Below are 12,315 nucleotides of genomic sequence, written 5' to 3'. Positions count from 1 at the left end.
TCAGGCCGGGTCGTCGGGCCGCGGGGCGCCGTCGCCCCGGTCCACCCCGCGCACCGTGCCGGGCAGCAGGTCGGCGCCCTCGGCCACGAACTGCTCGGCCACGTGCACGCCGAGTGCCTCCGCGGCCACGAACAGGGTGTCCTCGAGCCACTCGTCGGCGGCCGCCGGGTCACCGGCCACGTCGGCCGGCACCGGGTCGAGCTGCACGGACGAGGTCCGGCGCAGCACGCGAGAGCCGTCGAGGGCGGCCACCATCGCGGTCATCTCGATGCGCGGCGCGCCGGCCTCGCCGTCGCTCACGCGGGCCACGGCCCCGATCGGCGCGGCGCAGCCGGCCTCGAGGCGACGCAGCAGGGCCCGCTCGGCGGTGACCGCCACGTGGGTGTCCCGATCGTCGACCAGCTCGAGGGCGGCGTGCATCCTCCCGACCGGCGCCTGGGGGTCCAGGAGCGCCCGGCCGAGGAAGGACTCGTCCTCGGCCCGGATCTCCACGGCCAGGGCGCCCTGCCCGGGGGCGGGCACCATGACCTCCGGGTCGATCCGCTCGGTGATCACGTGGTCCAGGCCGAGGCGGTCGAGCCCGGCACAGGCCAGGATCACGGCGTCGAGGTCACCGCGGGGCGACCCCGCGGCGGCCGGGGCGTGGTCGTCGTGCTGCTCCAGCCCGGGCACGCGGGCCAGGCGGGTCTGCACGTTGCCGCGGATGTCCACGAGCTCCAGATCCGGGCGCAGCGCCTTGAGCTGGGCCACGCGGCGCGGCGAGCCCGTGCCCACCCGGGCGCCCTCGGGCAGGGTCGCCAGGGTGAGGCCGTCGCGGGCGCACAGGGCGTCCCGCAGGTCGGCCCGGGCCGGCACCGCGGCGATCTCGAGGGTCTCCGGCTGGGCGGCCGGCAGGTCCTTGAGCGAGTGCACGGCCGCGTCCACGACGCCGTCGAGCACGGCGGCCCGCAGCGCCGAGGCGAACACGCCGGTGCCGCCCAGCGAGGCCAGCGAGCCGGTGGTGACGTCACCCTCGGTGCGGATCACCACCAGCTCGTGGGCCAGGCCGGAGCGCTCCGTGAGCGCCTCGGCCACGTGGGTGGTCTGCGTGGTCGCCAGGGCGGAGCCCCGGGTGCCGATGCGCAGGGGGGTCACGGTCTCAGGCCTCCTCGGCGGGGGCCGCGGCGCCCGCCTCGTGCTCGGCCAGCCCGCGCACGGCGGCGTCGACCGCGGACGTCGTCGGCCGCGTCGAGCCGTCCCGCATCACCTTGGCGCAGCAGTCCGGCCGGCACACGTCGTACCACGCCGGGAAGCAGCCGGCCGCGGCGCGGCCCTCGCGGCGGCCCAACCGCTCCTCCACGATGTCCACGAGCCCGGCCACGAACCGCGGGTCGGTGCCCGGGGTGGGGCTGCGACGGAACCCCACACCCAGCCCCTCGGCGGTCTCCTTGGCCTCGGTGTCGAGGTCCCAGACCACCTCCATGTGGTCCGAGACGAAGCCCAGCGGCACGACGACGAAGCCCGCCACGGCGCGCCCCTGCGCGTCCGTCTCGGCGCCCTCGCCCGCGAGGTGCTCCATCGCGTCGTTGATGTCCGGCTCGAGCCACGGCACCGAGGGCGGGCCGGAGCGCGACTGGTACACGAGCGACCACGGCACGTCCGCGGCCTCGGGCACGCCGGCGAGGATCTCGCGGGCCACATCGAGGTGCTGCGCCGAGTACACGTCCGCACCCTCATCGCCCGGCTCCGCCCCCGCCTGCGCGCGCAGGTCGGCGGCGAGGCCGCGCGGGCCGGCGGCGGCGGCGTCGGAGGTGGGGATCGAGTGGGTCGCGAAGAGCACGTGGATCCGCGCGTCGTCCCCCAGCTCCGCGCGCAGCGACGCCAGGTCCGCGCGCAGGCCGTCCCGGAACGGCTCGATGAAGCCGGGGTGGTTGAAGTACTGGCGCGTCTTGTCCAGGTCCACCTTCCCGGTCAGGCCGGTCTGCTCCATGGCCATGCCCATGTCCTCGCGGTACTGGCGGCACGAGGAGTAGCAGGAGTACGCGGAGGTGGTGACCGTCAGGATGCGGCGGTGCCCGTCGGCGTGCATCCGCGCGAGGGTGTCCGGGAAGTAGGGCTCCCAGTTGCGGTTGCCCCAGTACACGGGCAGCTCCAGGCCGCGGGCGGCCAGCTCGGCCTCGATGGCCGCCTTCAGCGCGCGGTTCTGCGCGTTGATGGGGCTGACACCGCCGTTGGCGCGGTAGTGGGTGGCGACCTCCTCGAGGCGCTCGTCCGGGATGCCGCGCCCGCGCGTGACGTTGCGCAGGAACGGGATCACGTCGTCCTGGCCCTCGGGCCCGCCGAAGGAGGCGAGCAGCAGGGCGTCGTAGTCCTTGGGGGCCATCACGCCGCACACGTCGTAGTCGACGCCGGCGGCGGCCTTCTCGGGCGTCCGGAGGGCCGGGGCGACGCCGGCGTCCGGGCCGGTGTGGACGGGCGCGTCGGCGCGGGGCTCGGGGGCGGCGGTCATCAGGCCAGCACCTCCGCGATCTCGGCGGTCTCCAGACGGCGTCCGGTGTAGAACGGCACCTCGCTGCGCACGTGCAGGCGGGTCTCGTTGTTGCGCAGGTGGCGCATCATGTCCACCAGGTCCGTCAGCTCGTCCGCCTCGAGGCCCAGCAGCCACTCCCAGTCGTTCAGGCCGAACGCGCTGGTGGTGTTCGCCCACACCTGCGGGAAGTCCTGGCCGAGCTGGCCGTGCTCGCGGAGCATGCGGGCCCGCTCCTTCGGGTCCAGCAGGTACCAGTCGTACGAGCGCACGAACGGGTAGAAGCACAGCCACTTCAGGGCCTTGCGGCCCATGGCGAAGGCGGGGACGTGGTCCTTGTTGAACTCGGCCATGCGATCGGCGCCCATGGCCGAGAGCACCATCGTGGTGCCCTCGAGCAGACGGGTGCGGCGCAGCTCGCGGATGGCGGCCTGCAGGTCCTCGGGCACCTGGCCGTACATCCACACCATGACGTCGCCGGCCTCGCGCATGCCCGAGACGTCGTAGACGCCGCGCACGGTCACGCCGGTCTGGGCCACCCGCGCGACGGCCTCGTCGAACTCCTTGGCGGCCTTCTTCGCGTCGCGGCCCTCCAGTCCCAGCCAGCCTGGCTCGCCCTGCGGGCGGGCGAACACGGTGTAGGTGGTGAACCAGTCCTTGCCGGCCTCGGCAGGGGTGGTGGTGCTGTCCTTGGTCATGGTCCTCTTCCTTGGGATCCGATTGCGTCAGGGGTGGTCTGGGGGCGAGGTCAGCCGGCGGGCGGTGCGGCGGCGCCGAGGGTGCGGTCCACGCCGGCGACGACGGCGGCCAGCCCGGTGCCGTGCACCCAGCTGCCCACGAGGTCGAGGCCGGGCACGTCCCGTGCCCAGTCGATCAGCGTGTCCGCCTTCGCGCGGTCGGGGCCGGCCTGCGGCGGGATGGAGCGGCGCCAGCGGGTGACGGTGCGGGCGACGACGTCCTCCTCCGCCAGCGGCACCCCGGTGAGAGTCGCCGTGTCCACGAGCGCCTGCGCGAGCAGCTCCTCGTCCGCGCTGCGGTGGCCCAGGGCCTCGGGCCCGCCGCCCTGGCGGCCGTAGGACAGGCGCAGCACGTGGCGGTGGGGATGACGGGCGACGCCGTCCTCCTGCGGCCGCGCGACGACCTCGCGCAGCCACGCCCACTTGGCGGTGGCGTGGGTCAGGGCCTTGGCGGCCACGTCCGTCCCGGCGCCGACCAGCACTCCGGTGCCGCGCGGCGCGTCGTCCAGGCCCGCGGCCTCGACGACGAGCGTGGCCAGCGCGATGCCCTCGCCGAGGGCGGGGCCGGCGTCGGGGTCCAGGGCCTCGGCCGAGAGCGGGGCCAGCAGGTCCCAGGCGGTGACGCCGTCCACGGCCAGCACGACGCGGTCCACGTCGAGCCCGCGGACGACCTCGTCGTCCCGGTCCGAGATCTGGGCCCACCAGCCGCCGGTGGCGGGCACGCGGGACAGGGCGGCCACCCGGACACCGCGCAGGACGGTGGCCCCGTCCTCGCGCAGCGCCTCGACGAGCCGGCCGGTGAGGCGGACCATGCCGCCGTCCAGACCGGCCACGAGCGAGCCGGGGGTCCCGGTGGACCGCAGCGCGGCGACGCCCGCGGCCAGCCCGCCGTGCTCCACGGCGGCGGCGAGCAGGCCGGGGGCCACGCGCTCCAGCTCGACGACCGCGGGGTCGGCCGAGTGGACTCCGGCGACGACGGGGGCCACGAGGCGGTCGAGCACCTCGTCGCCGAGGCGGTCGGCCACGACCTGCGCGACGGTGACCGGTTCGCCGGCCGCGAGCGCGGCGGCCCAGCGATCCATGGGGGCCTCGGCGTCCTGCCGGGCGCGCTCCAGGCCGGCCGGCGTGAGGGCGGCGGCGAGGTCCTCGGCGTCGAGGTCGCCGGGGATGCCGACGATGCCGAGACGCGGGGCACGCACGGGGCCGGCGGGACCGTGCAGCCACGAGCCGAGGGGCTCGGGCGCGACGATCTTCTCGCCCAGCCCGAGCTCCTCCACGAGCGCGCGCACGGCGGCGCCGCGGACGGCGAACGACTCGGCGCCGCCGTCGAGTTCGAGGGTCTGGGTCTCGGGGGCCCCGGTCTCGCCGTGCGAGGGGACGTCGAGGAACCGCGGGGAGACTGCGCCCCCGAGCACGGAGGTGGCCTCGGCGAGGGTCACGTCCCAGCCCGCCGTGGACAGTCGGTGGGCCGCGACGAGGCCGGCGATGCCGCCGCCGACCACGAGCGCCGTGCCGCTCATGCGCGCTCCTCCCGCTCGGCGGTCTCGACCCCCGGTGCCGGGTCCTGGCCCTCCCGCTCCGGCACGGGCAGGGAGTGGATCAGCTCGACCACGCGGGTCAGCACGGCCGCGTCCGTCTCCGGCGGCACGCCGTGGGCGAGGTTGACGACGTGGCCGGGCGCGACGGCGCCGGAGGCGACGACGTCGCGCACGTGGGCCTCGAGGACCTCCCACGGGGCGGCGAGCAGGGCCGGGTCGATGTTGCCCTGCAGGGGCACCGCGCCGCGTCCGTCGGGGCCGGGGTTCGCGCTGAGCCGGCGGTGCGCCTCGGCGAGGGTGAGGCGGTGGTCCACGCCGACGGCGGTCGCGCCCGCGTCACGCATGTGGTGCAGGAACTCTCCGGTGCCCGTGCCGAAGTGCAGGAGCGGGGCGCCGTCGGGGACGCCGGGCCCGGCGAGGTCGGCGACATGGGCGAGGGCCGCCGTCGAGTGCGGCTGCACGTGCTCGAGGTAGTCGTCCGCCGAGAGCGAACCGGCCCACGAGTCGAACAGCTGCGCGGCGGAGGCGCCGGACTCGAGCTGGGCGCGCAGGAACTGGCCGGACACGGTGGCCGCCCAGCCGGCCAGGGCGGCCCAGGTCTCGGGGTCGGCGTGCATCATGCGTCGCGGGCCGAAGTGGTCGCGGGAGGGACGGCCCTCCACCATGTACGCCGCCAGCGTGAAGGGGGCGCCGGCGAAGCCGATCAGGGGGCGCGGGCCCAGCTCGGCGACGGTGGCCGCGACGGCCTCGCGGATGACGTCCAGGGCGGCGTCCTCGAGGACGGGCAGCGCGGCGACGTCGTCGGCGGTGCGGACGGCCTGGCCGAGCACGGGGCCCACGCCGGGCTGGATCTCCACGTCCACGCCCGCCAGGCGCAGGGGGACCACGATGTCCGAGAAGAAGATCGCCGCGTCGACGTCGTGGCGGCGCACCGGCTGCATCGTGATCTCCCGGACCAGGTCCGGCATGAGGCAGGAGTCGAGCATCCCGATCCCCTCGCGCACCCGGCGGTACTCGGGCAGCGAACGGCCGGCCTGCCGCATGAACCACACGGGGTGGCGGTCGGGGCGCTGGCCGCGCAGCGCGCGAAGGAGCGGGCTGGCCACGGTCGAGCGTGACGGATCCTCGGTGCGCAGCGGGTGCTCGGCGGGCAGTGCCGGGACGGCCGCGGGGGTCTCGGGGGTCTGGGACAGGGCGGACATGCCCCCAGTGTCCCACCGGTCGTGTCGCGGTGGCACATCCGCGTCCTCCGTGAGCGCCGTCACACTGGCCGACGGCACCCGGGTCAGGTCCGCCTTCCCGGACGGGCGGGGCGGTCGGGGCTAGACTTGGCCCGCTGTGACTGTCTTCTCTCTCGTCGCCTCCCACCATGACCTGGACCTGGACACGGTCGCCCGCCTCAGCGCCGGCGCGACCGGGGTCGGGCCCGCCCTGCCCGGCAGCGGCGCGGCGGGCGCCGTCGTGCTGGCCACGTGCAACCGCGTGGAGATCTACGCCGAGGCCGACGGGGCCGGCGTCGAGGCCGCCCGCACGGGGCTGCTGTCCGCCGTCGCCGCCTCCACCTCCCTGCCGGACGAGGACGTGCACACCGCGTTCCGCACGCTCGACGCCGACGCCACGGCCCGTCACCTCTTCGAGGTCGGCGCCGGACTGGACTCCGCCGTGGTGGGCGAGCGCGAGATCGCCGGTCAGGTCCGACGCGCCCTGACGGCGGCCCAGGAGGCCGGCACCGCCTCGGGCCCGCTCGTCCGCCTCTTCGAGTCCGCCACGCGCACGGCCAAGGACGTCGGCTCCCGCACGGCGCTCGGCGCGGCCGGCCGCTCGGTCGTCTCCGTCGCCCTGGACCTCGCGGAGGAGCTGCGCGGTCTCACCGACGCCGCGGCCCAGCGCGACTTCTGGGCCGGGGCCACCATCCTGCTGATCGGCACGGGCGCCTACGCCGGCACCACGCTGGCGCAGCTGGCGGACCGGGGTGCGACCACCGTCGGCGTGCACTCGGCCTCAGGCCGCGCGGAGCAGTTCGTCGCGGACCGCGGCGGCTGGGCCCTCGCGCTCGGCGGCGAGGCCGTGGCCGGCGCCGTCGCCGAGGCGGACGTGATCATCGGCTCCTCCGGTGGCGAGCGCCAGATCAGCCCCGAGCGCCTGCAGGAGCTGCGCGAGGGCGGACGGCGCCCGCTCACGGTGGTCGACCTGGCCCTCTCGCGCGACTTCGACCCCGCCGTCGCGGACCTGCCGGACGTCGACCTCATCACCCTCGAGTCGGTGCGGCTGGCCGCCCCCGAGCAGGCCCAGGTCGCCGTCGCCGAGGCCCGCGCGCTCGTGGACGACGCCGTCGAGGAGTACCGCGCCGCGCAGCGCGGCCGCAGCGCCGACGCGGCCATCAAGGCCCTGCGCCGCCACACCCTCGGCGTGCTCGACCGGGAGCTCGAGCGCGTGCGCGCCCGCCACGGCTGCACGGCGGCCGCCGAGGAGGTGGAGTTCGCCCTGCGCCGCATGGTGAACCAGCTCCTGCACGAACCCAGCGTGCGCGCCAAGCGACTCGCCGCCGAGGGCCGGCTCGACCGCTATGAGGACGCCCTCGAGGCGGTCTTCGGGATCGAGGCCCCCGGCCGCCCCGCCCCCGCCGTGGGCACGGTCGAGGCGGCCTGCCCCGCGCACGAGGACGACGGCGGCGCCGCGCGCATCGCGTGAGCCCGCCCCGCGCCAGGAAGACCCCGTGACCGCCCACCCCGCCGCCACCGCGCCCGACGAGCCCGGGCGAGGCCGTCGTCTGCCCCGGCACGAGCGTCGCCGCCAGCTGCTGGACTGCGCCCGCGCGGTCTTCGCCGCCGAGCGGTACGCGGGGGCCTCCATGGAGCAGATCGCCGAGCGGGCCGAGGTCTCCAAGCCGGTCCTCTACCAGCACTTCCCCAGCAAGCACGAGCTCTTCCTCGAGCTGTTGGACGCCGAGGTCGCGAGCCTGCGCGCGCTCCTCGAGGCGGCGATGGACACCCGCCGGGACAACCGCGAACGGGTGCGGGCCACCGTCGCCGCCGTGTTCGAGTACATGGCCTCCCCCGAGCGGACCCACCGCCTCATCTTCGACTCCGGCATCGACGCGGACCCGGAGGTGCGCACGCGCAGCGAGGCCGTCCACCGGCTGCTCTCCTCCGAGGTCGCGCGCACCATCCGCGCGGACACCACCGTAGCCGAGGCCGAGGCCGAGGTGCTCTCCCGCGGACTCGTCGGCTATCTCCTGGGCGCCGCCCGCCACTGGGCGGACCGGCTCGACGCCGACGCCCGCCCCGCCGCCGCCGAGATGGCCCGCACGGTGGACGCGCTCGTCTGGCGCGGCCTCGCCTCGCTGCCCTCCGCGGACGACGCGCCGCGCTGACCCGGCCGTCCGGCCCGTTTCGCCCGCGGGTGAACCTCGTGGGCGCCCGTCCACCCCGCCGAGCGGTCCCGTAGGCTGACGGCGGACCGCACAGGACGCGACGAAGAGAAGAGGTTCCCCATGGAGATCCGCATCGGTGTGCAGCACGTCGGCCGCGAGGTCGTCATCGACAGCGAGCAGTCGGCGGACGAGGTCCGCTCCCTCGTGGACGCCGCCGTCGCCGACGGCACCCCGCTGGTCCTGGCGGACGCCAAGGGCCGCCAGGTGGTCGTCCCCGGCGACCGCATCGGCTTCGTGGAGATCGGCGCGAAGAAGTCGGGCCCGCTCGGGTTCGCCGCCTCCTGACCCGCCCGCACGCCCCGGTGATCCGCCGGGGCGTGCGTCGTCTCGGCCCCTGCCCAGGAGCATCGCCATGTCGCCTCACGCCCTCGGCCTCCGCGGCCCCGCCGACCCGGCCCTGCTCGAGCGTCTCGCCGCCCTGCGGACGGAGCTCGAGTTGCCGTCGGCCTTCCCCGCCCCCGTCCTGGCCGAGGCGGAGGCGGCCGCGCGTGAGGTGCACGCGGGCCTGACCGGGAGCCCGGACCACGCGGACCGCACGGCCCTGCCGTTCGTCACCGTGGATCCCGCCGGCTCCACGGACCTGGACCAGGCCCTGCTCCTGACCCCCGCCGACGACGACGGCATCCTCGTCCGCTACGCGATCGCGGACGTGCCCGCCTTCGTGACCCCGGACGGCGCCGTGGACGCCGAGGCCCGCCGCCGCGGCCAGACCGTCTACCTGCCCGACGGCCGGGTCCCCCTGCACCCGGAGGTGCTGCGCGAGGACGCCGCCTCCCTGCTGCCGGACCGCGAACGCCCGGCGTTCGTCTGGACGTTCCTGCTGGACGCCGCGGGCGCCGTCGTGGAGACCGGCCTCGAACGCGCCCGCATCCGCTCCCGGGCGCAGCTGACGTACGGGCAGGTGCAGGCCTTCCTCGACGCGCAGCCGGGGGCACAGGCGCCGACGACGCCGCGCCCCGGGGTCACCGACGCGGACCGGGCCGCCGCCGAGGGGTGGCCGGCCGAGGTGCGCGACTCGCTGGCGCTGCTGCCGGAGGTGGGCCGACGGCGGGCCGCACAGGAGGCCGCCCGCGGCGGTGCCTCCCTGAACCTGCCGGACCAGGAGGTCCGTGTCACCGAGGACGGGGCGCACGAGCTCGTGCACCGGGCGCCGTTGCCGGCGGAGGAGCACAACGCCCAGCTCTCCCTGCTGACCGGCATGGCCGCGGCCGAGCTGATGCTGGCCGCCGGAGTCGGGATCCTGCGTACGATGCCGGCGCCGGACACCGACGCCGTCGCCGCCTTCCGAGAGCGCACGCGCGCCCTGGGCGCCCCGTGGGACGAGGGCCAGGACTACGGCGCCTACCTGCGTTCCCTCGACCCCGCCGACGCGCGGCACCTGGCGGTACTGCACGCGGCCACCGGGCTGTTCCGCGGCGCCGGGTACAAGGCCTTCGACGCGCAGGCCGAGGACCCGGCCCTGCGCACCCCGCCGGACGAACCGGCCCAGGCCGCGCTCGCCGCCCCCTACGCCCACGCCACCGCTCCCCTGCGCCGGCTCGTGGACCGCTTCGTCCTGGCCCTGTGCCACGCCCACGCCGTCGGCGCCCCCGCCCCCGCATGGGTCCGCGACGCCCTGCCCGAGCTGCCCGCCCTCATGGCGGACTCGTCCCGCCGGGCCTCGGCCGCGAGCCGGACGGCGGCGGACCTCGTGGAGGCGGCGGCACTCGAGTCCCGCGTCGGCGCGGAGCTCGAGGGGATCGCGGTGCGCGAGGCGAAGGACGGCACGGAGGTGTGGCTGCTCGACCCGGCCGTGAGCCTGCGGGTGCCGGGCAGCGTCCCGGCGGGCACCCGGGTGCGCGTGCGGATCGAGGGCGTGGACCGCGCCTCGGGTGCGATCACGGCCGCGGGGGTAGACTGGCCGCACAGCTCACGCTGACCCAGGATGACCGGTCGCTCTCTGATCACCCTGACCCGCCGCCCGCGCCCCTGACGCCCGGGACGGCACCATGACCTGCCGGATCCGGCACGGCCCGCCGCGTACGGCGCGCCCGCCCGGTTCCACGGGGCGCCGCCCGTCGGCCGCTCCGCGTGCTTGCCTCGCGATCGGCTTCCGCTTGAACCGCGCGCACGGCGGAGCCGGGCCTTCCGCCCGCCGTGACGACGCCTGACCAGGAACGCGAGTCGCCATGACCCAGAACTCCGAGCACACCCCCGCCTCCGCCGACCTCGACCCGACGGTCGCCGCGATCGCGGAGGACATCGTCACCGAGGACGCCGCCCCCGTGGCCCCCGAGCAGACCTTCGCCGACTTCGGGGTGCACCCCGCGATCGTCGAGGCCCTGGAGGCCAAGGGCATCGTCCACCCCTTCCCCATCCAGGCCATGACCCTGCCGGTCGCCCTCGGCGGCCACGACATCATCGGCCAGGCCAAGACCGGCACCGGCAAGACCCTCGGCTTCGGCATCCCCGCGCTACAGCGCGCCATCGGCCCGGGCGAGCCCGGCTGGGACGGCCTCGAGGCCAAGGGCACCGCGGGCGCCCCGCAGGCCCTGATCGTCGCCCCGACGCGCGAGCTCGCCGTCCAGGTGGCCGGCGACCTCACGGCCGCCGCGGCCCGGCGCCCCCTGCGCATCGCCACCATCTACGGCGGCCGCGCCTACGAGCCGCAGATCGAGGAGCTGCAGCGCGGCGTCGAGATCGTCGTCGGCACCCCCGGCCGCCTCATCGACCTGATGCGCCAGCGCCACCTGCGCCTGGACCTGGTGAACACGGTGGTGCTGGACGAGGCCGACGAGATGCTGGACCTCGGCTTCCTCCCCGACGTCGAGACCCTGCTCGCCGCCGTCCCGGCCGTGCGTCAGACCATGCTGTTCTCGGCCACCATGCCGGGTCCCGTGGTCGCGATGGCGCGCCGCTACATGACGCAGCCGACCCACATCCGCGCGGCGGACCCGGAGGACGAGGGCCTGACGAAGAAGGACATCCGTCAGCTCGTCTACCGCGCCCACCACATGGACAAGGACGAGCTCGTGGCCCGCGCCCTGCAGGCCGAGGGCCGCGGCCGGACCATCATCTTCACGCGCACCAAGCGCACGGCCGCTCGCGTGGCGGACGAGCTGACGGCGCGCGGCTTCGCGGCCGGCGCGCTGCACGGCGACCTCGGCCAGGGCGCCCGCGAGCAGGCGCTGCGCGCGTTCCGCAACGGCAAGGTGGACATCCTCGTGGCCACCGACGTCGCGGCGCGCGGCATCGACGTCGACGACGTCACGCACGTGTTCAACTTCCAGGCGCCGGAGGACGAGAAGACCTACGTGCACCGCGTGGGCCGCACGGGCCGCGCCGGCAACAAGGGCGTGGCGGTGACCCTCGTGGACTGGGAGGACATGCCGCGCTGGTCCCTGATCGACAAGGCGCTCGGCCTCGGCCAGCCCGAGCCGGTGGAGACCTACTCCTCCTCCCCGCACCTGTTCTCCGACCTCGGCATCCCGAAGGGCACGAAGGGCCGTCTGCCGCAGGCCAAGCGCGTGCTCGAGGGCCTCGAGGGCGAGACGCTCGAGGACCTCGGCGGCCCCGAGGCGAAGCAGCGCGACGGCGGCCGCGGACGGGGTCGCGAGGGCGGCCGGTCCCGCGACGGCGAGCGCGGCGGCCGAGGCCGGGGCGGGCGCTCCGGCGAGGGCCGTGACCGGGCGCGCGGCGGAGGCCGTGGCGAACGGAACCGGGGCGGCCGCTCCGGCGAGGGCCGTGACGATGCACGCGGCGGAGGCCGCGGCGAGCGCTCGGCCCGCGGGCGTGGTGAGGCACCCGCCGAGCAGCGCGCCGAGGGCCGGGGCCGTGGTCGCGGCGAGGGCCGCGAGCGCACCGCCTCGCGCTCCGAGACCCCCGCGGCCCGGACGTCGGAGCCGGTGGCCGGCGTCGAGCTCACGGAGGCCCGCCGGGCCGAGCGCGCCGAGGCCCGGGCCGAGGCCCGTCGTCGCCGGGGCGGCCGCTCCCGCACGCGGCGCCGCAACGGCGAGGTCGTGGACGGCTGACCCTCCCTTCCGGGCCCCCGGGAGTCTTCTGCACGAATGACCCTTCTGACCGCCGTGCAGGCGGCCGGAAGGGTCATTCGCGCAACGGATC

The 12,315-nt window shown here is 76.4% G+C and carries 10 protein-coding genes; 5 read left to right on the top strand and 5 right to left on the bottom strand.

Features of this window, described 5'->3' with window-relative positions; genetic code table 11:
- The 5 genes from hemC to hemE are packed head-to-tail and all read right to left on the bottom strand — an operon-like array spanning position 1 to position 5,983.
- Complete coding sequence (hemC, locus tag OVA32_RS05645) at positions 1–1,134, bottom strand: hydroxymethylbilane synthase (protein ID WP_192593459.1); 1,134 nt, start codon at positions 1,132–1,134, stop codon at positions 1–3.
- 4 nt (positions 1,135–1,138) lie between these two features.
- Entirely contained in the window at positions 1,139–2,488 is a 1,350-nt protein-coding gene (locus OVA32_RS05640; protein ID WP_267715722.1) for a ferrochelatase, read from the bottom strand.
- Positions 2,488–3,204: a hydrogen peroxide-dependent heme synthase gene (hemQ, locus tag OVA32_RS05635; RefSeq protein ID WP_036314319.1), complete on the bottom strand. Its 717-nt coding sequence runs from the start codon at positions 3,202–3,204 to the stop codon at positions 2,488–2,490. Before hemQ ends, OVA32_RS05640 begins: the two co-directional genes overlap by 1 nt.
- 50 nt (positions 3,205–3,254) lie before the next feature.
- The gene (locus OVA32_RS05630; RefSeq protein ID WP_267715719.1) at positions 3,255–4,763 is read right to left on the bottom strand and encodes a protoporphyrinogen/coproporphyrinogen oxidase; all 1,509 of its coding nucleotides are present in this window, start codon (positions 4,761–4,763) and stop codon (positions 3,255–3,257) included.
- Entirely contained in the window at positions 4,760–5,983 is a 1,224-nt protein-coding gene (gene hemE / locus OVA32_RS05625) for a uroporphyrinogen decarboxylase (protein WP_069941430.1), read from the bottom strand. The genes OVA32_RS05630 and hemE overlap by 4 nt, the downstream gene beginning before the upstream one ends.
- 136 nt (positions 5,984–6,119) lie before the next feature.
- On the opposite strand from hemE, the gene OVA32_RS05620 reads away from it, so the two are divergent.
- The 5 genes from OVA32_RS05620 to OVA32_RS05600 all read left to right on the top strand — a co-directional run bounded on the left by OVA32_RS05620 (position 6,120) and on the right by OVA32_RS05600 (position 12,224).
- The gene (locus OVA32_RS05620; protein WP_267715715.1) at positions 6,120–7,472 is read left to right on the top strand and encodes a glutamyl-tRNA reductase; all 1,353 of its coding nucleotides are present in this window, start codon (positions 6,120–6,122) and stop codon (positions 7,470–7,472) included.
- A 25-nt stretch (positions 7,473–7,497) separates the two neighbouring features.
- A complete protein-coding gene (locus OVA32_RS05615) occupies positions 7,498–8,154 on the top strand; it encodes a TetR/AcrR family transcriptional regulator (protein ID WP_036318026.1) in 657 nt (218 codons plus the stop codon).
- Positions 8,155–8,274: 120 nt separating this feature from the next.
- On the top strand, positions 8,275–8,499 hold the full coding sequence (locus OVA32_RS05610) for a DUF3107 domain-containing protein (RefSeq protein WP_002854967.1): 225 nt from the start codon (positions 8,275–8,277) through the stop codon (positions 8,497–8,499).
- Positions 8,500–8,566: 67 nt separating this feature from the next.
- Positions 8,567–10,132: an RNB domain-containing ribonuclease gene (locus OVA32_RS05605; RefSeq protein WP_267715713.1), complete on the top strand. Its 1,566-nt coding sequence runs from the start codon at positions 8,567–8,569 to the stop codon at positions 10,130–10,132.
- 250 nt (positions 10,133–10,382) lie between these two features.
- Positions 10,383–12,224: a DEAD/DEAH box helicase gene (locus OVA32_RS05600; protein ID WP_095353688.1), complete on the top strand. Its 1,842-nt coding sequence runs from the start codon at positions 10,383–10,385 to the stop codon at positions 12,222–12,224.
- Positions 12,225–12,315 lie beyond the last annotated feature (91 nt).

Source organism: Micrococcus sp. SL257 (assembly GCF_026625585.1).
GTDB classification, from domain to species: Bacteria; Actinomycetota; Actinomycetes; order Actinomycetales; family Micrococcaceae; genus Micrococcus; species Micrococcus luteus.
This window is presented reverse-complemented; position numbering and strand designations above follow the sequence as displayed.